The following is a 24,556-nucleotide window of genomic DNA, read 5'->3' on the forward strand; positions in this document are numbered from 1 at the left end:
AATAAATACTTTGTCTCTAACCGAGTGAGAGCAAAAGTAGGCAACCAATGCAAAATATAATAAAACAAACAATTCAATAATTAAAAGAATTTGTTCAAAATCAAATTAAAATATAATAGATATAAATTCTGACCTATTTATGTCATTTCAAGAAATACTCCGCACGCCCCGGAGTGAACAACTCCCACAAAGAAGCTACCGTCCAACCCGGTGCAAAGATATCATTATAATATCCCTTCCCGTTTTTTCCATAATCCCAATTTGTGTGCTGAACAACTTCCGGATAGTAACCGGGCTTAGCCACTCCGCATAAATGTCCCTCATGAGGCAGAAGTTGGCGCATAGAAGTAGAAATGACTTCTGCAAATTGCGAGAAGCGGGGTTCTGCATATTCCTTTGACAGCCATCGCAACACAGAAGCAAACTCAAACACAAATACATCAATATGGTTGTTTTCCACCGACACATTGCCCCAGCCGCGGGTTTTCAGACCAATATCTCCCAACATCTGTCCCTGCGCGAAAGGAACATCCCATACATAATACCATGACAAGGCAAAATAAGCCGCTTTCTTCGTCAGGTCTGCATAATGCCGGTGCTCGTCTCCTTTTGTAATCAATGAAAGATAATAGGTAGCCGTAGCAGCATACAGAGATGCCTCCTTGTCTTCGCAGTTGGCATCAAGTGTGGACGAGAAATAGTCGGCTTTAGAAATCAATACTTTCTCCAGATAATCCGCAGTCTGCTTAGCACTGGCAAGGTATCGCTTGTCTTTGAAATACTTGTATCCCATTACCAGCGGCAAAGTAGCCGAAGGAGTACTACCCCCACTAGTGTCAACTATCGTAAAATCATCACGAAACTTGCGGGGGAAACTACCGTCAGCCTGTTGCAACCGCAAAAGTATATCCAGCATATTTTTCATCTTCTGCTCCCATTCGGGATGACGACGCCCGTTCTCTTTTTCATAAGCAAGAAAGTGCAACATAGCATAGATTCCTTCGGATTGACGGCGTATACTGTGCACAGGATCTTCATAGCCTTTATCAAAATCGACCGACTCTTTGAAGAAACCGACCGGAGTAAAGCCGTTCTTCAAGTAGCTATCAAACACTTTCATACTATTTGCTTTCAAATCCTCCCTATCAGATTGGTGACCATATTCCCAAGCATTGAATGCATTAAGAAGCACACGACCAATAAATCCTACTTCCGCCTGCCCATTACTCTGGCAATTTTCCGTCATTAGATGTATTCCCGAATTATAAACCAACGGATGTCCTTCTACGAAGCTACTTATAAAGAATCCGCTAAGAACTTGCTTCATATCCGTTATGGAATTAGGAGTCTCCACAGGTTTAGGTCCATAAGTGTCATAACTATATTCCCATGCATGGCATATAAAATCAGAATAATCATCAGCCTTATTCTCCTGAATCTCCCATGTCAGCAGAACAGTCTCCCCTTTTTTTAGGAATTGAAAAGCTTCTACCGCAGGTGCCAATGTCAGCTTACGAATATAACTCTTGGGAGCTTCACGATAAGGAAAGCCAAAAGAGAGCGCAGTTATTCCGTCTTGATTCTCAAATCCGGTAAATCCTAGAGACGTTTTACCTGAAAGGATAATTTCTCCTTCCCGATGAGTGCTCAAGGCTTCTTCTGCAAACTTATCGATACGGCTCACAGTCACAAAGTGTTTTTCTTTTTCCGAATAAACACCCGTAAGCGGTGCGCTTAGCCTGTCTTCACGCACCAACCAACTATCTGAAGAATGGAACGAAGGCGCATCTTTAGGCGAACGGAGATTCCGGCGATACCAGAAACCCGGCATATAAAATTGACAATCATCATGGCGATAGCCTGTTGATAGCCGTTGACTATAATTAAAATAAATATCTTCGAGTGCTGTTATACAGACATTTACCCGTAATTTTCCATTTACATCTGCCACCCTCTGAGTGATTGTAACCGGAATGCTTTCAGAAGCTTCCAATAAATAGGATGAACGGTTATTCCCCAATTGCTGCAAGTTCAATGAATACCTTTCAGCTACATTTCCCGGCACTTTCAACGATATGGACGCTGAAATATTTTCCGGAACATAGTTGACAGCTTCAGCAACTCCGACATACAGTGTAATAAGCGCCCCGCAAAACAAACATTTAAAATTCATGCAAACCTGATTATATGAATCAGTAAAGGATACTGGTTCTGTGTTAATATTAAGTTATTACTGCAGCAAAAATAGGGGTTTGCACTTATTTCAGGTATTAAAAACAGGTCAATAAATGAAAGTTTAGTCTCAATCGGGCTAAATGAAAGCAGAAATCAACGAATAATGTTTCGTACAGTGTGTATATATGTATACTTCATTACACCAAGACTTAACAATGTTATTTTTGCATCCGGACATAAGTCTTTCTATCCGGTCCCACTCCTGTTATCGTCAACTTCTTCCAATGTTTCGGCAGTTTTGAGAAAAGCTGCTTGATACCATTATCTGTAACTTCCAAACCGCAAAAGCCATTAATGACAGTTTGTAAAAGTCCTCCCGCACCAGTTACAAAATAAGGATTCGTTCCTCCTGCACCTTCGGAAATAACGCCAAACGGAGGTAACTGGTTAGGACGGAAACTTTGCACAAACAGTTCATAAGCTTTATCACTTTCACCAAGACGCGCATATTGCAAAGCCAACACAGATAAAGACATTGCCGGTCCGGATTTATCTATTTTATCTTCATAGTACTCCAAGTCCTTACGGATTTCTTCAGGATGGGTTATCAGATTTAATGGATATACCAGCAAATTGGCATCCGCTTGTTTTATTGTCTGTCCGTTATAGCCTTCATACTCCATAGTCACTCCATTCTCAAATTTCGGAATCCGTAGTTTTGAAGCTATCTCCTTCCAGATTGCAGGTGCTTTAACACCGCATACCGCAGCAGCTTTAGCAGCATCTTGCAATGCACGCATAGCAGCACCATTGGTAAATGCATTATCATCCACCCCTTCAGCATATTCATCGGCACACACCACATTGCGAATCGAATAAGAACCATCCTCATTATTCTTTTCTACACGACTTACCCAAAATTCCGCCACTTTCTCCATCAAAGGAAAACCTTCTTCACGCAACCACCGTTTATCACCACTCATACAGTAATAATTCCAGGCCGCGATAGCAATATCGGCAGTGATATGATGTTCAAAAGCTCCGGTCAAGGCCCAAGTAGGACATGACTCTTCTCCAGCATCATCACTTTCCCAAGGAAACATGGCTCCGTCATACCCATAGCTCAATGCTCTCTGACAAGCAGCTTCCAGTCTGTCCGTACGGTAGTCCATCATTGTCCTTGCAATGCCCTGATTCATGAAAAGCATAGGCGGATACATCCAGAACTCGGTATCCCAGAAAATATGCCCATTGTATCCTTGGGCAGAAAGCCCGAAAGGAGAGATACTCAACCGGCTTCCCTTGCGTGCATTAGAGTAAAGATTATAAAGAGCAAAACGTACGGCACGCTGCGCCTCGTCATCTCCCTCAATCATAATATCTCCTTCCCACAACTCATTCCAAAGTTTCCGGTGTCCATCCATCAGGCGGTTCAAACCTTCTTTCGCACCATAAATCACTTCACGGTCCGATTCATTATACGGGTCTATAAAATCACGTCCGGTACAGACGGAACCCAGTAAAGCGAAGCTGAATTTTTCTCCTTTCTTCAATGAAACCGAAATTCGGTTGGCTCCGTCATATTGTTGCTGCAGGTTCGGATTTTTATCATAAATAAAAGCGGAAGAAGCTGACACTTTCTGTTCACGGTATTTGGATAAAGCCCAGGTACGTACTATTTTCAGTTCGTTTCCATCGACATTCACACTCACCTGTTTTGAACCGGGATTCTTATATTCATCAGGTACTTCAATGGGATTTTCCACTGATAAATACATATCTTCCAATGCAGCCACCTCTACACGCACCAGTCCTGCATAAGGCATATTCCTCAAGGCACAGATACTATAAGAGATATCCGCTTTTCCACCATAAGTGAAATGTGTATCGTGCGTGGCGGCTTTCATATCTATACACTGTCTCCACCCCGAGATATTATCACCACTCACTCCCTGTCCATCAATCTGCATTTGCAAATTGAACGGGTTGATTCCTCGCAACACACGGCTCACATCTTGGGGAGCGGCAGCATCGAATACATGATTCAACATGACATGACGAACGGAGAAAGGTTCTTTCCACGGTAAGATACCGATACCGCCATTCGCTACTGCTGCGCCATAATAAGTTCCTTGATAATCAACAGCCTGTATTTTCCACAAACTTTCTTGTCCGTTTGCCTTTATAGCCAGAACTGATACCAGACAAAAAAATACGATAAATAGATTCTTCATATAATAGCATATTTAATTAATTAACGACACTTTCTGCAAAAATAGTCCGCATTGCTTGTTTTGTTCATTTAATACGCACTTCGATTGGCTTCCCATTCCCAACCTTGTATTTTCCTATGACCTTATTACCCTTCTTTATCAGAACCAGTAATGCGTTGCCTTTATTGCGTTTCACTTCGATATCAAATGTTGCACCAAATGCACAAATACGTTTCAAAGACATTGTATTCCAGCCTTCCGGAAGTTGCGGCATCAGTTTGAAAGCATCCAGCGCAATGGGACGTATGCCAAACAAGCCTTCTATCATAATACGGCAATATAAAGCGCTTTCTGTCGACAGATGGCGTTGGTTTCCTTCCGGCCATGCTTCCACTGCATAAGGGACATGGTCGCCCAGCAAACGGGTTGCAGAATATTTTTCCAGATATTCGGTAGCTATCTCTCTGGCGCCACAAGAATAAGCTCCCCGAAAAGCATAGAGCGTGGAGCGGTCCCAATACGTAGAAGTGCCCGATTGAGTAAGCAAACCGTTCTCCATCCATAACTTATCTGAGAACAGGGCAGCCACAGTACCCTCTGCCCGATTATAAATTCCCATAGTCAACGGAATACAAATCCATGAACGAAGCACCGTATTGCCATCGTAATAACGATATGTCTCATAACCTTCCACATTATGGGCAAAATATCTATCAATATTTTTATAAAGCTCAGCAGCCTTGTCCTGATAGGATTTTATACATTCACGATCTTTCTTCAGTGCCTTTCCCAAATAAACAGCAGAAATGAGGGCGTCATAATACAATGAAGAGGTACATAAGTTGGCTTTCCCGGCAGGGAAACGGTTTTCCAGTTCATCGGAGTCCGATTCCACTACTCCTTCAGCATTCAGTTTCCGATTGCAATATTCCAGACACCACTCAATCAATGCCCATAATTTTTCCGCCTCATGACGGTTGCCGGACGCCAAAGCATAACGTGCCGCACCATAAGCGACCATCGCCACATCTCCACGGTCGCCCGCCACGCCAAAACAGTCTATTCCCTCTGCGATTATAGATGAAGGCAAAGGCTTATACTCGTCATTCATATAACGCATGAATAAGGTGAACGAATCCATTGCCGAACGGTTTCCCGCCGGATAGCCCAAATAAGGGAAAAACGGATTGATGTATTCTGCCTGGTCGTTCGCCCAAATAGCCGCGTAATAAGCTTCCCCTCCCGGACTTTGCATATATCCGCCTTTTGTATCGAATATACTTTCCGAACCGCGTATCTTGGCAAACGAGAACATTGTGTTGATCACATCACTCGGAGTCTCAAGCACCAGATTACCCTGTACTTGCCGCAAGAATTCCCGTCGTGCAACAAGTTCCTTTTCAACATCCAGTGCCAGCTCCCGTTCATTCTTTTTATATCCTGCATAAATCACTTGAAACCAAGCCTTCTCTCCGGCCCCCAACTGAAAAGTTCCTTCTTTCAGCGGCGACGAAAGAACAGCCGTTAATGTATAACTGCCTTCCACCCCTTTAGCTTCATCCGTATGATAAGAAAGAGTATTCGCAGGAAATTGGACGGTCAATGGATTTTCTGTCACATTCTCCAATTCATATTTCTCACAAAAAGCCGGTTGTGATGTAGAAGGGAAAAGCGTGCGTGTCAGCGAAACGCCTTTATTGCCATATATACTCTTCACAGTCATAACCCCACTTAAAGATACGGTTTCCACCTTTTCGCCTACCAGCGGCTGTCCGTTCACAAGACACAGGTGCGCCCAGTCTCCATTGAAATGATGCTGCAAACTACCATGAGTGTCATTAGGAATGGTACGGAAAGTAGGCAGAACCACATTCCGGTCAATCACCCACTCCCCTGCTGCATTAATGCCATAACGCAACACGGTCGAAACTTTCAAACCACTCATTTCAATATGGTCATTATGAACGCCGTTTATCTTCCAATAAATACTATCCGGTGAGGCGATAGTCCATCGTGCAACTCCACCGGCATATAAAAGGTTTGCGCTGAACCAACATACCAGCACCATGAACCACATTGTTTTTTGCCTAGTCATTATATCTTATTGTATTATTAAAACATTTCTGCTCAAAAGCAAATCGCTACTCCTTTGCATTCGTAAAGTCCTTAGGTAACACTCCGAACTGCTTCTGAAAACATTTTGCAAAGTAGGACGGTGAATTAAATCCTACCATATAGCAAATTTCATTGACCCTGTTTTCACCCTCTTTCAGCAGTTGGGCAGCCTTTTTCAGACGCTCCAGACGAAGGAACTCATTCGGGCTGAGATCCAGCACTCCTTTAATTTTCCGATAGAAGTTAGAACGGCTCATATTCAGGTTATCCGCCATGTCATCCATACTAAACTCCGGATTGGCATAGTTCACCCTGATAACCTCGTTCAGTTTCTTGATAAACTCTTCATCGGCTTTCGTCAATGCCATTGTATTAGCGGCTATAAAAGGAGATTCCGCAAAAGCCTGGCGCAACTTCTCCCTGTTCTGAATAAGATTGGAAGCGCACGCCTGCAAATATTCCACAGAGAAGGGTTTTTCAATATAGGCATCCGCGCCCAGTTCCATTCCCTCTATCTTCGATTGTATATTAGTCTTCGCGGTCAGCAGTATGATAGGAATATGGCTGTAATTCAAATCCGACTTAATCGTCTTGCACAGTTCGAAGCCATCCATTACAGGCATCACGACATCACTTATCATCAGATTCACATAATTGCCGTCCAGTACACGCAATGCTTCCGCACCATTGGTAGCTGTCAGCACCGTGTAATCTTTCGACAGTTGGCGAACCACAAAGGCAAGCATATCTGGATTATCTTCCGCTACCAACACAGTCGGGCGGTTATCCTTCTCTACTGCTTGTTCCGCAGGAGCTTCGTTTATCTTGTCAGTTCCCACTTCCACTTCCGTTGTCAGGGTGATTGTCGTATCCTGTACTATCGGCAAAGTCATACAGAAAGTATTATTCTCCTCCCCTTTTCCCATAGTCAAAGTCCCCTGATGCAGTTCGGCAAGCGAGCGGGAGAGAGCCAGCCCGATGCCGGTTCCGGTAGTCACTTTTCCATCCTCCTGCTCGTTGAAACGAACAAAAGGCTTGAATATCTCCTCTTTCATTGCATCAGGAATGATTACTCCGTCGTTCACCGTGCAGATACGGAATGAATTGCCTCCGTCCGTATCCGGCACTGCCAGCGATATATGCACGTAACTTTCCGCATATTTCACCCCATTGTTCAGCAAATTACTGATGATTTTCGTAAATGCTTCCTGATTGATATGGGCATAAAAATCCTTTTCCGGCATCTGCAAAACAAAATCCAACCCTTTCTGCTTGGCAAGGGAAGTAAAGCGTTTATGAGTTTCTTTCAAGATTTCGGTAACATTACATTCAGTAAAGTTCAGTCGGAATCCCTGTCTCTCCGTCTTGCGGAAATCAAGCAACTGATTGGTCAGGTTCAATAACCGCTCCGTATTCTGCTTCATGACGTTCAAGTCCTCGCGGGTTTCCGTATCCACCTGCTTCTTTAGTATGATATTTTCCAACGGACCTTTAATCAATGTCAACGGAGTACGTATCTCATGGGCCACATTCGTAAAAAAGTCAATCTTCGCATTATATACTTCGCGTTCCTTTTCCTGTTCGAATTTCTCCATCTGCCGACGATGCTTCCTGTTGCTGCGTCTCTTGAAATACATAACCGTATACAGGGAACAACCTATAATCAGCAAAGCATACACGATATAAGCCCAGACGGAAAGATAGAAAGGCGGAAGAATATGTACTTTCAGGGATATTCCCTCTTCATTCCATACCCCATCGCTATTAGAGACTTTCACCCGGAAAGTGTAATTGCCATACCGCAGGTTGGAGTAAGTGACGATAGGGCTCTCGCCTACCGTCAGCCAGTCTGCATCAAAACCGTCCAGCTTATACATTATCCTGCTCATTCTCGGAGCCTGGAAGTCCAGTGCCGCCACACGGAAAGAGAAAGAGTTCTGATTGGATTGAAGTACAAGTTCGTCGGAAAAGGTGATGCTCTTCTCCAACGGAGAACCCGGTTCGCCTACATACACTTCCTTGCCAAAGAGCAGAAAATCAGTAATCACGATAGACGGAAGCGACTTGTTCTCTGAAAAGTTCTTGGGATTGAAAGCCACAAAGCCGTCGATACTTCCCAGATAGATCGTACCGTCTTCCGTTTCAAAACTTGAACGATAATTGAACTGGTCGCCCAGCAAACCGTTGGAAGTGGTATATACTTTCATAGCTCCGGTGGTAGGCTGGAAACATACCAAACCATTATTGGTTGTCAGCCAGAAAAGCCCTTCTTTATCTTCCACAATCTGATAAATGACGTCGTTTGGCAATCCGTCCGCCAGATTATAACTGGTGAAGGTTTCTGTCTCCGGATGGAACAAACAGAAGCCGCCACCCTGCGTCGTAAGCCAGACCTGCCGGTGGGAATCCTCGAAGACACTCACTACCTTGTCGTAAGGAAGGCTTTTCGGATTGCTTTCATCATGCAGGTAATTCTTCCATTTCTTCTCACTCACATTATAACAGTAAGCACCGTTTGCATAAGTTGCCAGCCAAAGGTTTCCGCCGGAGTCTTCTTTGATGTCATATACAAACCGGCCGTTCAGTTCCGGAATCCGGTCAAAATCGTCGGACTGCTTATTATAACGCAGCAGGCCGAATAATGTGCCCAAATAAATATCTCCCGTCGTTGTCCGGCAAATGGAGAAAACACTATTATCTATCAACGAACGCGGCGAATCTGTTTTCCGGTATGTTTTCACAATAGCTCCCGTGCGTGTGTCCACCACTTTCACCCCTTTCGAGAAAGTGCCCACCCAAAGATGGTCGCCAATCAGGCACAATCCGTGCACGTTCGTAAAGGCATTGCTCGGCATGAAGAAAGAGAAAGTCTTGGTCTTCGGGTTAAAGCGGTTTAGGCCGCCGTCTTCCGTGCCAATCCACAAGATTCCCTGATTATCCTGGCAGAATTCACGTACCCGCTTTCCATGCAGCCCGTTTTCTGTCCCTTTCGGATAATATTTCTCAAAATTCGTATAGAAACGGGGGTAATAGTTTACGCCGCCAAAATAAGAACCAATCCAGATGCCACCTTCACGATCTTTGCACAGCGAATAAATAGCATTATCGGACAAGGAGTAAGGGTCATTGATCGAACTGCGCAAGTGAACAAATTTCCCCAGCCGGAGATTATAAATATAAAGTCCTGACTCTGCGCCGATCCACAGCTCATTGTCGGAAGCCATCAGCAGTTCACGACAAAATACAGATTCCCCGTTCTCATCTGCCAAGAGCAAATCATGCAATTTGTTTGAGGTCAGGTTCAGTTCCTTCACTCCACCTTTCAAAGAGCCGACATACAGACAGTTGTATGCCCCTTTCGCAAGACTTATCACTACATCGTTCGCATAGGTTTCTTTATTATCTATCGGAGAGCGATAAGGATGGAGCGTTTTCAAGCGGTCTTTCGAATAGAAAAGACCGTCACCGTAACAGCCTATCCAAAGGGTTCCGCTATTATCAAAGGCGAAAGTCTGCACATTAGTGGTAAGAAAAGAGAAATTCTCTAACGTATAGTTCCGAAGTTTCTCTTTTTCCAGTTCATAGCAGAAGAGACCTTGAGATTCTACCGCCACCCAGACACAACCTTGATTGTCGCCGGAGATTGCAGTCACGGTATGTTCTATTTTCGTATTTTCCGCACTCAGTTCCGTGAAATGCTCAAAGAAGTCCTTTTCCGGATAATAAATATAAAGCCCCACATCCGTGCCTACCCAGATATTTCCTTTCTCGTCTTCATAAAGCGCTGTGATGAAATTGTTGCCGATACTTCGTTGGCTACGGTCATCGTGCTTGAATTTACGGAACGACAAGCCGTCATACCGATTCAATCCATCCTTCGTACCGAACCACATAAACCCTTGCTTATCCTGCAGAATCGTATTGACTGTATTTTGGGATAACCCGTTCTGCACGCTCAGGTTTTTGAAATAATAATGCTCGTCCGCCACTTGTGCATGACAGCTTATCTGGTAGCAAATAAAACAGAATAAAAGTGTCAGTGCTTTTTTCATAACATACGTGTTTTCTATCTTCCCGTTTGAGTTACCAAATGTAGGCAAAATAACAACGGGAAGATGATAAATACGTCCCAATGAATGAAAAAATAGTCTTATTTCTCTATTCTGATACGTGCGTCAACTGCCACAACCGCCTTTTCTGTAGCCAGAAGCGGGTTTATATCCATTTCTTTAATCTCTGTCGCAAAGCGGAGCAAGGTAGAAAGACGGACTATAATTTCAGCAAATTTATCTTCATTCACCCCCTTTTGTCCACGTGTCCCCTGTATGATTTTATAAGCCCTCAGCGAATGAATCATTGAATAAGCCTCTTCATAAGAAAGCGGAGCCAATCCGGAAGAGACATCTTTCAGCACTTCCACAAAGATACCTCCCAAGCCGCACAAGACCACATGCCCGAACTTCTCCTCATACTTCGCACCAATGAAAAGTTCCGTACCTCGTAGCATTGGCTGTACCATGATTGCTTTCGCATCGGCAATTTGCATCATACGGTCAAACTCCAAAGACAAATGTTGCTCACTCTTGATATTCAACACGACCCCGCCAACATCCGATTTATGCACAGGTCCAACGACTTTTGCCACCACTGGAAATCCGCAACGACGGGCAAAAGCCACCACTTCTTCCTTATTATCCGACACAAATTCATCTACAAGCGGAATACCGGCTGCATGAAGCAAAGCCTGTACATGATGAGGCGCGATATATCCGTCATCCGGAATAGAATCAATGATCCGCCGAATTCTCGGAACATCCACTCCGAACAGTTCTATTTCAGGAACTGCCGGTTTAGGAGCATTCACAATGCGGGAAAGAGCAGTCCCTAATGTGACCTCATCCGAAAAGTTCACGTGACCTTTAGCAAGGAACGCTGCCACTTCCGCTCCGGCTGTATTGATGGAAGGAAGTATCGGGAAAATCGGCTTACTGCAAACCTGCATTTTCTCATGAAGCACATCGTACATCTCGAACATAGTGACTAGTCCCGGAGTTCCAAAAATGGCCATCACAGCATCTATATTCTCAAATTTCTCTTCACAATAGTCAATACAAAGACGCAGATGTTCCGGAGTTCCCGTAGCAAGAATATCAATCGGATTACCGACAGCAGCTCCCGGAAAGAGTTGCGCTTTCAGTTCTTCTGCCAGGTTACCTTCTAACTTCGGCACATTCAGCCCCCCCTTGCTCAACGCATCCGTCAGCATTACTCCGGGGCCTCCGGCATGAGTGATAATCGCAAAATTCTTTCCCTTCAGTTCGGGCAAGGTAAACACACAACCGACAGTAGTCAGCTCCTCACGTGAGAAACAACGTACAATTCCCGCTTTACGAAACAAAGCCTCAACAGCAGAATCCGAGCTGGCAATAGCTCCCGTATGCGAAGAAGCCGCACGGCTTCCACTTTCCGAGCTTCCCGCCTTAATCGCTGCAATCTTACACCCTTTTCTTATCAATGAAGAAGCATGGAATAATAATCGGTCCGGATTTTGGATACTTTCAATATAGAGCAATTTGATTCGTGAATCTTTTTCAGAATCGAAGTTCTCATCCATAAACTGTAATACATCCTCCACCCCAATCTGTTTGGCGTTTCCTACCGACCATACAGAGTTGAACTGCAATCCCTTAGTCACCGCGCTTTCCAAAATGAATACGGCTGTAGCACCCGAACTGGAGATAAGATCCACTCCTTTCGGACTTAAATTTGGAATTGGTTGACTGAACACACTATGGTGCCAAGTATTCATCAATCCGATGCAGTTAGGTCCTATCAACGACGCGCCATATTTGTTTACAGTTTCCAGAATACGTTCTTCCAACAATGCCCCCTCATGAGTCTCCTCACCAAAGCCGGCAGAAAGTATGATAAAAGCCCGGGTATGCTTCCGACCAGCCAATGTTTCTACAATGCCAGGACACATTGAAGCAGGAACTGCCAATACCGCAAGGTCCGTATCAGGCACGTCCTGCACATCCGCAAAGGCAGGAACTCCCTGCACTTCTTTCTCTTTTGGGTTCACAGCCCGAAGTTCTCCCTGATACCCCCCGTTTATCAGGTTCTTTAATATTGCGCCACCCGGCTTATGTACATTATTTGAAGCCCCTACTACAACAATGCTCTCAGGGCGCAGCAACTGGGTTGTTATCATATCATACTCTAATTTTCGTTTAACTTGAATACAAATATATTCTTTTTTACGAGAAAAAAGAAAGAAAAGTCACTATCTTTGCACATTACAAAGCTGAAAACAATAAAATCACACGATACAATGGAAAAGAAATTCAAAAGAACCACCGTCACATCGGCATTGCCCTATGCGAACGGACCTGTCCACATCGGTCATCTGGCCGGTGTATACGTACCCGCAGATATTTATGTACGCTATCTGCGCCTGAAAAAAGAAGATGTATTATTCATCGGCGGTTCGGACGAACACGGAGTGCCTATCACGATCCGTGCCAAAAAGGAAGGAATCACCCCGCAGGATGTAGTAGACCGTTACCATTCCTTAATTAAAAAGTCATTTGAGGAATTCGGAATCTCATTCGATGTGTATAGCCGCACCAGTTCACCGACCCATCACCAACTAGCTTCGGACTTCTTCAAAACATTGTACGACAAAGGAGAATTTATCGAAAAAACGTCTGAGCAATACTACGATGAAGAAGCTAAAACATTCCTCGCCGACCGTTATATCACCGGAGAATGTCCTCACTGCCACTCGGAAGGAGCATACGGTGACCAATGTGAGAAATGCGGTACTTCACTCTCTCCGACAGATCTCATTAATCCGAAAAGCGCCATCAGCGGGAGCAAGCCGGTAATGAAAGAAACCAAGCATTGGTATCTTCCCCTCGACAAACATGAGGCATGGCTGCGCAAATGGATTCTGGAAGATCATAAAGAATGGCGTCCCAACGTATACGGTCAATGCAAAAGCTGGCTCGACATGGGCTTGCAGCCACGTGCCGTAAGCCGCGACCTCGATTGGGGAATCCCCGTTCCCGTAGAAGGAGCAGAAGGAAAAGTTTTGTACGTATGGTTTGACGCGCCTATCGGATACATTTCCAATACCAAAGAACTGCTTCCCGATAGTTGGGAAACATGGTGGAAGGATCCTGAAACCCGTTTGATTCACTTCATCGGCAAGGACAACATCGTATTCCATTGCATCGTATTCCCTGCAATGCTGAAAGCTGAAGGCAGTTACATTCTGCCGGACAACGTGCCGAGCAACGAATTCCTAAACCTGGAAGGAGATAAAATTTCCACTTCCCGCAATTGGGCTGTATGGCTGCACGAATACCTGGCCGATTTTCCCGGAAAGCAAGACGTACTCCGCTATGTACTGACCGCCAATGCACCGGAAACAAAAGACAATGACTTCACCTGGAAAGACTTCCAGGCACGCAACAATAACGAACTGGTCGCTGTATATGGCAACTTTGTGAATCGCGCTATGGTACTTACCCAAAAGTACTTTGACGGAAAAGTACCTGCACAGGGCGAATTGACTGACTATGACAAGGAAACTCTGAAAGAATTCGCAGACGTAAAAGCAGAAGTGGAAAAACTGCTCGACATTTTCAAATTCCGCGATGCACAGAAAGAAGCCATGAATCTGGCACGTATCGGTAACAAATATCTGGCCGACACCGAACCGTGGAAATTGGCCAAAACAGATATGGAGCGTGTAGGCACTATCTTAAACATTTCCCTACAGTTGGTTGCCAACCTCGCCATCGCTTTTGATCCGTTCCTGCCGTTCAGTTCGGAGAAACTCCGTAAGATGCTGAATATGGACACATTCGAATGGGCTGAACTAGGAAATGACAATCTGCTGTCCATAGGCCATCAGTTGAATAAGCCGGAACTGCTGTTTGAAAAGATCGAAGACGCTACTATCGAAGCACAAGTACAGAAGTTGCTTGATATTAAAAAAGCAAACGAAGAAGCAAACTACAAAGCCAATCCGATTCGTCCGAACATCGAATTCGATGATTTCACGAAATTGGATATCCGTGTAGGTACTATCCTCGAATGCCAGAAAGTACCAAAGGCAGATAAGTTGTTGCAATTCAAAATCGACGACGGACTGGAAACACGTACTATCGTATCGGGCATTGCCAAACACTATCAACCGGAAGAACTGGTAGGCAAACAGGTTTGCTTCATCGCCAATCTTGCCCCGCGCAAACTGAAAGGTATCGTCAGCGAAGGAATGATTCTGAGCGCCGAAAATAATGATGGCAGTTTGGCTGTTATTATGCCGGGACGGGAGGTAAAGCCGGGCAGCGAAGTAAAATAAAAAATGGGTGAAGAGCAATCACTGAGACAAAAGACAGCCAAAGGATTATTTTGGGGAGGACTCAGCAACAGCTTACAGCAGTTGCTGGGGCTTCTTTTCGGAATTGTTCTGGCTCGTTTGTTGTCACGCTCCGATTATGGCATGATCGGTATGCTGACCATCTTTTCAACGATAGCCAACATCCTACAGGAAAGCGGTTTCATCTCCGCTTTGGTCAACCGTAAAAATGCTTCGGACAAAGATTACAATGCCGTATTTTGGTTTAGTGTTTCTTGTAGCGCCATCTTATATATATTGCTCTACCTGTCGGCTCCACTGATTGCCGAGTTTTACCGTACGCCGGAATTAGTCCCCCTTTCCCGACTGACTTTCCTAAGTTTTTTTATCGCTAGTTTAGGGATCGCTCCACGCGCCATCCTTTTCCGCAACCTCAAAGTGAAAGAAAATACGATTATTTCCCTTTCCTCACTTACATTATCCGGTATTACAGCAATAGTCCTTGCCGTAAATGGATTTGCCTATTGGGGCATAGCCATACAATCACTTGTATACGTAGCAGTTGTCGTTATACTCAATTGGTACTTCGCCAAATGGATGCCTAGCTTCCATTTCGACTTTTCTCCTATAAAAGAGATGTTCGGTTTTAGTAGTAAAATGTTAATTACCAACATATTCATGACTATCAACAACAATCTGTTCTCCGTACTATTAGGGAAATTCTATACCAAGCAGGCAGTAGGAGATTTCAGCCAAGCAAACAAATGGAATAACATGGGACATTCCTTAATCACAGGAATGATTAACGGAGTAGCCCAGCCCGTATTAGCAAGCATAACGGAAGACACCCAGCGTCAGGTAGCCGTATTCCGTAAAATGCTGCGCTTCACCGCATTTATCTCTTTCCCTGCCATGTTCGGCCTCAGCATTGTATCCAAAGAGTTCATCGTGATTACCATTACTGACAAATGGCTCGTTTCCGCCCAAATGATGCAGTTGCTCTGTATCTGGGGTGCGTTTATCCCTATTAATAACCTGTTCTCAAACCTGTTGGTCAGCCGGGGACGTTCTTCCGTGTTTATGTTCTGCAATATCACACTCAGCATTTTGCAACTTATCACAGCATGTCTCAGCTATCCTTATGGTATCACAATGATGATTTATCTGTTCATTACCATCAATATCTTATGGCTTTTTGTCTGGTATTTCTTCGTCAAAAGAGAAATACCTTTGACTCTATCCTGTGTACTCAAGGATATCGCTCCTTATTTCTTATTAGCAGCCACATTGACTGCCTCCGCTTATTATATCACTCTCGGAATCCGGAATCTATATTTATCCTTACTAATAAAAATAGTGCTGGTAGTATCTTTGTACGCTCTGATTTTATGGAAATTACAATCCGTGATATTCCGTGAGTGCATTGAATTTATAAGAAAGAAAATCTAAACACGAAGTATTTGCAGGGGAATATCTCCTAATTGGGCAGCCAGTTCCGAAAAAGAACTGCCTGAAGATCCATAAATCTTTTGAGTGCGTGACAGTGTATACATATCGGCTACAGCATCCTTAATTCCGGAAATCGAGCCACGATCAGAAACCGTCTCAGCCGTATGCACCCTGCTACCATAACGATTGCGTAACTGCTGTTTCACCTCTTCCGAATCAGTTGCCAGATAGATACACAAATCATCATACATATCACTTTCTTTGTCCAACTGTGTAAAAAACAAATCCAATGGACTTTGACGGATGGCTACCGTATGATCTGCACGACGAATATGTACACCTACCGTATGCTTGGAAAAGTGACAAAAACGGCGTTCGACTTCCTCACAAACGGAAGCGACAGGGTGAAACAAAGAACGAAGTAAATTTGTACTGTAATTCGCAAACTGGTCACAAGTAGCAATATACAACCGTCCACTTTGAGATGCCCACTCTTCCAGCTCCGACTCCTTATAACAAAGAGCACGTACGTCCCTTTCATACAGACAATCCTCAAACAACAATTTCTGAAAAAGTTTCGGAAGATAAAAATTACGCCTGCGAGGACGGTCATACATAAGCAAATGTTTGCAAGAAGTCTCCGAAAAGGATATATTCATCAACTCCGGTTCCTCAAACACTTTGAAAAAGGGAGCATTCAGTCCCCAATCACGGAACCATAGTACTTCCAACTTTCTCCTTACTCTATATGTCAAGGTAACGGCAGAAGCTACAGCGCGCATACGATTAGCTAATCCTCCCACCGGCACTAATATAATCTTTTCCATAATCATATATTCATTTCCAACACAAAAGTAAACAAGTTTATTATTCTTTGGCTATTTTTGCAGACAGTATTTACACAAATTCAAAAATATGAATATTAATCCGAGCTCACCGGTTTCCATTTCAGTCGTTATGTGTACCTATAACGGAGATAAATATCTTGAACAGCAAATAGATTCTATATTGTGCCAGACCTATCCCATCCATGAATTGATCATACAAGACGATTGTTCTACCGATCGTACAGTAACAATTATTGAAGCATATCAAAAAAGAGACCCACGTGTCAAACTCTATATTAACGAGACACCACTAGGATTCAATTACAATTTTTCATCCGCCTTCGCCAAAGCTGAAGGTGAATATATCGCCTCTTCCGACCAAGATGATATCTGGCGACCGGATAAGATAGAGATTCTGATGAACCACGCAACAAATCATTCTCTACTTTTTCATAACTCTTACCTATTCACCACGGATATTCAACAGACCATGGGGAAAAAAAACAAATCTAATGTACTTTACAACGAGCTTTATCTATTAATGAAACCATATGTCCCGGGACACGAATGTCTCTTCCACCGCAATATCCTACCCATTTTCCAGCAAGCTGTGAAACAAGAGAATAACATCTCCTATGACTCCTTGCTAATGTTGGCTGCCGTTGTCTCCGGACCAATAGAGTTCATTGACGAAGGACTGGTCTATTGGCGTAGACATCCTCAAGCCACTTCCTACCATACGGAACAAAAATACAATGCATGGGAAGGACTACAAACTGCTCTGAAAAGCCTAAGCAACCACTCACAGCGCAATGTTACAAAAAGATATTTTCAAGCTGTCAGCAACTATCCATTCAGGCAGAAATATACCATCCGAACAATTCGGTATATGAAGACAGGCAGTATTGTTGGAATTCTGAAAGCCTGTTGCGTCTGTTGCATTCAGCATAAACAACTTTATCCCCATACACGTTTTTTGCAATCATGCATCAAGTCTTTTTTCACTCCCTTGTATTTTATCCGAGATTGTAGTAAATTTGCCATCCATTAATGACTTAGGAATATGATAACATTTACTGTATTTCCGCGTTTAAGGCAAAACCCTAACGAAAAAAACAATCCCTATATAGAGAATTTCATCGCTTCCTTGAACCGTGAAGGAGAAAGTACTGTTATCAATCCTCCACACCGAAACCCACTTCTTAGCATATTGCCTCCCAAACGATGGGGAGACGTGATTATCTTCAATTGGTTTGAAAGTATTCCTGATTTCAAATACGGACTTTTACAAGCTGTCACGGCAATCTGTTTCGTAACAGTACTCAAATTGGCAAAGAAGAAAATCGTATGGGTACTGCACAACAAAAAACCACACAATGACGGGTATACAGGCATGAAAAAATTCCTCATGCGTTTCATCGTCCGGAAAGCGGATTTAATACTTACACACGCTACCGAAGGGCTGGAAATCATCCGGCAGAGATATCCGCAAGCCAGCGGAAAAGTTCATTTTCTGCACCATCCTACCATCAATCGACTTCCCCGACAGTTACCTGCCGAGAATAATATTCTTTATGATTTGCTGATATGGGGTACTATCTCACGCTATAAAGGTATACATGAATATCTTTCATACCTACGTAACCATCCGGAGCAACACCCCAATGTCTGCATTATCGGACGATGTGCCTCCGCCTCTTTGTTGAAAGAATTGCAGGACAAAGCACCTGATTATGTCAAAATCATCCCTGAAAGTCCATCGTTTGAAAAGCTAAGTAATTACGTAGCCTGCTCCCGTTTTGTACTCATTCCTTACTGTCCCGATTCTGTATTAAGTTCGGGAGTATTAATGGATTCCCTTTCTTTCGGGGCAAAGGTAATAGGACCAGCCACCGGATCATTCATCGATTACAGCCACAACAGTCTATTAAACGTCCACACATTTAAAAGTCTGGATGATATTGCCGTCATCCTCTCAGACTATAAAAAAGAAAAAGCCTCACTAGTTGGATATAGGCAATTTCTCGATGAAAACGCTTGGCAGTACTTCGGCAGCAAAATTATTGAACTAGTAACAAAAACCAAATAACATAATGACAAAATACGCTCCCATATTGCTGTTCGTGTACAATCGTCCGGAACATTTAAAACAAACGATGGAGACACTTCAAAACAACACACTCGCTGCCGAAAGTGAGCTCTACATCTATTCCGATGCAGCCCGCAAGGACACAGACGAGGCAGCTGTAGCTGAAGTCCGCAACTATATCCATAAGATAACAGGATTTAAGAGCATCACCCTCATCGAACGGGAAAAGAACTGGGGACTTGCGCGTAATATCATTGACGGAGTTACCACACAAGTCAACCGCTTCGGGCGGGTTATCGTAATGGAAGACGACTTGATTACAGCACCTTACTTCCTACAATTTATGAACGATGCACTTGAGACTTACAAAGACGAGCCACGCGTCGGTCACATACAAGCTTGTGATTTCACCAACGACCCTTCCCTGCCCGATACATTTCTTATCAAGTTTACCGGAAGTTGGGGGTGGGCTACTTGGGACAGAGCATGGAAATATTTCAATCCCGACGGGAAAGAGCTGCTCCGCCAATTGGAAGAACGTAACCTCACACGGAGATTTGACCTCAACGGGAATTATCCTTTCACACGAATGCTGAGGCGCCAAATCGAGGGAAAAAACAATTCATGGGCCATCCGCTGGAATGCCAGCCTGTTTTTAGCAGATATCCTCTCGTTAAACACCGGACGTTCACTTATTCAGAACATCGGTTTCGATGGAAGCGGCACCAACTGCGGTGGTGGAGGTTTATACAGTTCCACCTTATGGATGAAACCGCTCCCAATAGAAAAATGGTCGCCAATAGAAGAAAATGAAAAAGCCAGAGAAGCATTCGCACGCTATTACCACCGCACAAATTGCTTTATGGCCAAAGCGATTCGACGAATTAAACGTACCTTGAAAGGAGACTTCGGCGCATGAAAATGTACTATTATCACACACGCCCCATACAAGAAGCATTGGACGAATGGAAGAACCATTTACACCCCGGACATATATTATATGGGCTCACTCATTTCAGTAAACACGGTATTCACCCGATACTCCACCATTACCGTCATTTCGCATCCCGTATACGGTTCTCACTCTACAATTTCTTTGAAATCATACGTTGCAAAGAACCGTACGACCTTTTGTATGGTACCTCCTTTTACGGACTAGAGCTTATTATCTTCTTACGTGCGTTCGGATTGTACCGCAAACCCATTGCTATCTGGCACCATCAAGCCGTAGTCCGAAACTCCAACAAACTGAAGAATTTGGTTTCCCGCTTTTATTATAGAGGTATCGATCAAATGTTCTTTTTCAGTCAGACGTTAATTGAGGACTCTTTAAAATCAGGCAAAGTCAACGCCGGTCAGTTGCACCTTATACATTGGGGAGCCGACCTTGATTTCTATGACTATCTGAGACAGCACCTTCCAGCCGCAAACGAAGAAGAACCGGAAAAGACGTTTATCACTACTGGGAAAGAGAATCGTGACTTCACCACCTTGCTAAAAGCATTTGCCGAAACAGGGCTTCCCCTTGATGTGTTTACCACACCTGCCGCCGGAGACAAGAACTATGAGCTTTTACTAAAAAAATATATACCATATACCAACATACGGATACATTTCACGAGCGGTATCATCCCACACAAGCTCGCCACAGAAGTAGCACATTCAAAAGTAGTAGTCATCTGCTGCCTTGACAACCCCTACACCGTGGGACTCACCACACTGGTAGAAGCTTTTGCATTAGGACTCCCGGTGATTTGCTCACGTAATCCTAAATTTCAAATGGACATTGAAAAAGAAGGAACAGGTATCTATGTAGACTATAATGATACAGAAGGATGGAAACAAGCCATCCGTTACCTCTACACCCATCCTGAAGAAGCACAGCAAATGGGAGCCAACGGTCGGAAACTGGCAGAACGGGAATATAATTTAGAACATTACAGCCGCGAATTATCGCAAATCTTAACTACTACGGTAAAAACTTATCGCAAGCAACCATAGATTTGCAACGAAAAGCGTACATTTGCATAAACTTTTATGCGCATGAGAGTACTAATCATCAATACTTCAGAACGAATAGGCGGTGCGGCTATCGCAGCAAACCGTCTGATGGAATCGCTCAACGGTGCCGGAATAGACACCGGGATGTTGGTACTGCACAAAACGAGCCACTCCGATAAAGTACATACCGTCGGTAAGTCTTGGCAAAGAAAGTTCACGTTTATCTGGGAACGTCTCATTATTTGGGCAAATAATCTTTTCAGCCGGAAGAATCTTTTTAGGGTATCCATTGCCAATACGGGGTTCGATGTCACCCGGCTTCCGGTTTTCAAAGAGGCAGATATCATTCACTTGCATTGGATCAATCAGGGCATGCTGTCCTTGCACAATATTCAACAAATCATCACCTCCGGCAAACCTGTTGTTTGGACGATGCATGACATGTGGGAATGTACCTCCATCTGCCATTATTCCTACTCTTGCGAATCATTCAAAAACGAATGCGGAAACTGCCACTTTCTCCGTTTTCCCGGGAACAACGACTTGTCTCACCGCGTCTTCAGGAAAAAACAGAGCATACTCTCTCCGGCAAGAATAAATATCGTTACAGTAAGTAATTGGCTCGCCTCACAAGTACGCCAAAGCACACTACTCAAAGGAAAGCCGGTCACAGTGATACCGAATACGCTTTCACTGAGCAACTTCCGGATACTTAATAAAGTAGAATGCCGACAAGCATTATCTCTTCCTGACAAACGGATTATCGTGTTCGGGGCTGCCCGTATTGATGATCCGATAAAAGGATTCCCAACGTTGATGGAGGCCATTCGCCTTTTAATCCGACGAAAAGACTTTCGGAGTAAAGAGTTGCACCTCCTACTATTCGGAAGAATCAAATACCCCCTGCAGGTGCTCCCGTCTATTCCGGTCAGTCATACCTACATGGGCTGGGTAAGCCAAGCGGAGGAGCTTTCTCAAATCTATTCGGCAGCCGATGTCGCAGTGTCCGCCTCGCTCTACGAAACCTTCGGACAAACACTGATTGAAGCCCAGTCTTGCGGTTGCCTGCCTGTTTCGTTCGGCAACAGCGGACAAGCAGACATCATCCGCCATAAGGAGAATGGATACTTGGCTGACTATCAGTCGGCGGAAAGTCTGGCCGACGGAATAAAATGGGGACTTACCGAAGGGAAAGAACGGGTGTCACCGGAAGCAATGAGAAACGAAGTAATGACTAAATATTCGGGCAAGGTGGTAGCCGGACAATATATCAATCTGTATACAAGCCTGTTGGCAAGCAAACTTTAGAAAATGAGAATACTGATTATTAATACTTCTGAGAAGATGGGCGGTCCGGCCGTTGCGGCAAGCCGTCTGATGGAATCGCTGAAAAACAACGGTATCAAAGCTAAAATGTTGGTACGTGACAAACAGACCGACCAGATTAGTGTTGTCGGGTTGAACAGAAGCTGGTTGCAAGTATGGAAATTCATGTGGGAACGTCTTGTCATCTGGAGTGCCAACCGTTTTCACCGGAATCATATGTTTGATGTAGATATAGCAAATACCGGCACGGACATTACGTCACTTCCGGAGTTCCGTCAGGCGGATGTCATCCACCTTCACTGGGTCAATCAGGGAATGCTCTCATTGAAAGATATCCGAAAGATATTGTCATCCGGCAAGCCTGTAGTATGGACAATGCATGATATGTGGCCTTGTACCGGTATCTGCCACTATGCACGGGAATGTACCAAATACCAGAAGGAATGCCATCACTGCCCCTATATATATAAGGAAGGAGGCCGGAAGGATCTGTCATATCGCACTTTCCGCAACAAACAAGAACTTTATGCTCATGCCCCGATTCATTTCGTCACTTGCAGTCATTGGCTGAAAGAACAAGCACAAAGTAGTGCATTGCTTGCAGGAAAAGAGATTGTCAATATTCCGAACGCCATTAACACGAATCTCTTCAAACCACAAAAGAAGGAGGAGGCACGTACGAAATGTATGTTGCCGCAAAACAAAAAACTAATTCTGTTCGGTTCGGTAAAGATTACCGATAAGCGGAAAGGAGTCAAATATTTAATTGAGTCCTGCAAAATGCTGGCAGAAAAGCATTCGGAATGGAAAGATTCATTGGAGGTAGTTGCATTCGGCAACCAATCCCAACAGTTACAGGCTCTGCTTCCCTTTCGTGTACACTCACTTCCTTACATCAAGAATGAGCATGAATTAGTGAATATATACAACTCAGTAGATATTTTCGCCATCCCGTCACTGGAAGAGAATCTGCCCAACATGATTATGGAAGCGATGGCATGCGGAGTGCCGTGCGTAGGGTTCAATGTAGGCGGCATTCCCGAAATGATAGACCATCTGCACAATGGCTACGTGGCACAATACAAGTCTTCGGAAGATTTTGCCAACGGCATTCACTGGATATTGACAGAACCGGAATACAGCGAACTCTCAGAACAAGCCCGCCGCAAGGTATTGGGCAACTATTCGGAGAGTATCGTTGCCAAAAGATATACGGATATCTATAACAAAATAACAGGAAAATATGCATAGCGTCCATCCCACTCCGAAATTCTCAATCATCACGGTAACATACAACGCTGAGAAGGTATTGGAGGACACCATTCTAAGTGTCATCTCACAAACCTATCATCACGTCGAATATATTATCGTAGACGGGGGATCTGAAGATAAGACCTTATCCATCATCGACCGGTACCGTTCGCGGATACACACTGTCGTCAGCGAGCCGGACAAAGGATTATATGACGCCATGAATAAAGGAATCTCTCTTGCCACCGGTGATTACCTTTGCTTTCTGAACGCAGGCGACTGCTTCCACGAAGATAATACATTACAGCAAATGATACATACCATCATCGGCAACGAACTTCCCGATGTACTTTATGGAGAAACAGCCATCGTAGACAAGAACGGTCATTTCCTACGTATGCGCAGGCTATCCGCTCCGGAAACTTTAACGTGGAAAAGCTTTAAACAAGGGATGTTGGTCTGCCATCAGGCATTCTTCCCCCGCCACACGTTGGTAGAGCCGTATGATTTGCAGTACCGCTTCTCCGCTGACTTCGACTGGTGCATCCGCATCATGAAGAAAGCGCATACCCTTCACAACACTCACCTGACAATCATTGACTATTTGGACGAGGGCATGACCACCCGGAACCGGAAAGCATCCCTCAAAGAGAGATTCCGCATTATGGCAGAGCATTATGGATGGATCAGTACCACGATACATCATGCATGGTTTGTGATTCGTGCAGTTATCCATCGGTAA

At 44.1% G+C, this 24,556-nt stretch carries 15 protein-coding genes; 9 read left to right on the forward strand and 6 right to left on the reverse strand.

All coding sequences use genetic code 11. The annotated features are described in order from the left end of the window. Window positions 1-142: 142 nt before the first annotated feature. The 5 genes from H8S63_RS05125 to H8S63_RS05145 all read right to left on the reverse strand — a co-directional run bounded on the left by H8S63_RS05125 (window position 143) and on the right by H8S63_RS05145 (window position 12,714). Window positions 143-2,173, reverse strand: coding sequence for a hypothetical protein (locus H8S63_RS05125; RefSeq protein WP_186925930.1), 2,031 nt, complete (start codon window positions 2,171-2,173; stop codon window positions 143-145). A gap of 220 nt (window positions 2,174-2,393) precedes the next feature. Then, on the reverse strand, window positions 2,394-4,409 hold the full coding sequence (locus H8S63_RS05130; protein ID WP_186925931.1) for a glycoside hydrolase family 65 protein: 2,016 nt from the start codon (window positions 4,407-4,409) through the stop codon (window positions 2,394-2,396). 64 nt (window positions 4,410-4,473) lie between these two features. Then, window positions 4,474-6,486, reverse strand: a complete 2,013-nt coding sequence (locus H8S63_RS05135) for a hypothetical protein (RefSeq protein ID WP_186926049.1) — start codon at window positions 6,484-6,486, stop codon at window positions 4,474-4,476. 43 nt (window positions 6,487-6,529) lie between these two features. Continuing rightward, entirely contained in the window at window positions 6,530-10,555 is a 4,026-nt protein-coding gene (locus H8S63_RS05140) for a two-component regulator propeller domain-containing protein (protein ID WP_186925932.1), read from the reverse strand. Between the two features lie 98 nt (window positions 10,556-10,653). Beyond that, window positions 10,654-12,714 (reverse strand): acetate--CoA ligase family protein, encoded by a 2,061-nt coding sequence (locus H8S63_RS05145; protein ID WP_186925933.1) that lies wholly within the window; start codon window positions 12,712-12,714, stop codon window positions 10,654-10,656. A gap of 120 nt (window positions 12,715-12,834) precedes the next feature. Here H8S63_RS05145 and metG point away from each other — a divergent pair, with 120 nt between their 5' ends. After that, window positions 12,835-14,874 carry a methionine--tRNA ligase gene (gene metG, locus H8S63_RS05150; protein WP_186925934.1) on the forward strand — a complete coding sequence of 680 codons (2,040 nt, stop codon included), beginning with the start codon at window positions 12,835-12,837 and terminating at the stop codon, window positions 14,872-14,874. Between the two features lie 3 nt (window positions 14,875-14,877). Beyond that, on the forward strand, window positions 14,878-16,320 hold the full coding sequence (locus tag H8S63_RS05155; protein WP_022274792.1) for a lipopolysaccharide biosynthesis protein: 1,443 nt from the start codon (window positions 14,878-14,880) through the stop codon (window positions 16,318-16,320). On the opposite strand, the gene H8S63_RS05160 is transcribed toward H8S63_RS05155, so the two are convergent. Further along, on the reverse strand, window positions 16,317-17,147 hold the full coding sequence (locus tag H8S63_RS05160) for a hypothetical protein (RefSeq protein ID WP_229098924.1): 831 nt from the start codon (window positions 17,145-17,147) through the stop codon (window positions 16,317-16,319). The genes H8S63_RS05155 and H8S63_RS05160 overlap by 4 nt on opposite strands. Window positions 17,148-17,235: 88 nt before the next feature. On the opposite strand from H8S63_RS05160, the gene H8S63_RS05165 reads away from it, so the two are divergent. The 7 genes from H8S63_RS05165 to H8S63_RS05195 are packed head-to-tail and all read left to right on the forward strand — an operon-like array spanning window position 17,236 to window position 24,556. Beyond that, window positions 17,236-18,198 (forward strand): glycosyltransferase, encoded by a 963-nt coding sequence (locus tag H8S63_RS05165; protein ID WP_186925936.1) that lies wholly within the window; start codon window positions 17,236-17,238, stop codon window positions 18,196-18,198. 12 nt (window positions 18,199-18,210) lie between these two features. After that, window positions 18,211-19,236, forward strand: a complete 1,026-nt coding sequence (locus tag H8S63_RS05170) for an exopolysaccharide biosynthesis protein (protein ID WP_186925937.1) — start codon at window positions 18,211-18,213, stop codon at window positions 19,234-19,236. A 4-nt stretch (window positions 19,237-19,240) separates the two neighbouring features. Further along, window positions 19,241-20,155 carry a glycosyltransferase gene (locus H8S63_RS05175; RefSeq protein WP_022274788.1) on the forward strand — a complete coding sequence of 305 codons (915 nt, stop codon included), beginning with the start codon at window positions 19,241-19,243 and terminating at the stop codon, window positions 20,153-20,155. Beyond that, entirely contained in the window at window positions 20,152-21,237 is a 1,086-nt protein-coding gene (locus H8S63_RS05180) for a glycosyltransferase (protein ID WP_186925938.1), read from the forward strand. The genes H8S63_RS05175 and H8S63_RS05180 overlap by 4 nt, the downstream gene beginning before the upstream one ends. A 42-nt stretch (window positions 21,238-21,279) precedes the next feature. Continuing rightward, entirely contained in the window at window positions 21,280-22,545 is a 1,266-nt protein-coding gene (locus tag H8S63_RS05185; RefSeq protein ID WP_186925939.1) for a glycosyltransferase, read from the forward strand. Between the two features lie 3 nt (window positions 22,546-22,548). Further along, complete coding sequence (locus tag H8S63_RS05190) at window positions 22,549-23,814, forward strand: glycosyltransferase family 4 protein (RefSeq protein ID WP_186925940.1); 1,266 nt, start codon at window positions 22,549-22,551, stop codon at window positions 23,812-23,814. Continuing rightward, the gene (locus H8S63_RS05195; RefSeq protein WP_186925941.1) at window positions 23,807-24,556 is read left to right on the forward strand and encodes a glycosyltransferase family 2 protein; all 750 of its coding nucleotides are present in this window, start codon (window positions 23,807-23,809) and stop codon (window positions 24,554-24,556) included. Before H8S63_RS05190 ends, H8S63_RS05195 begins: the two co-directional genes overlap by 8 nt.

Origin of the sequence: Bacteroides sp. NSJ-39, assembly GCF_014287315.1 — a bacterium.
GTDB classification, from domain to species: Bacteria; Bacteroidota; Bacteroidia; order Bacteroidales; family Bacteroidaceae; genus Bacteroides; species Bacteroides finegoldii.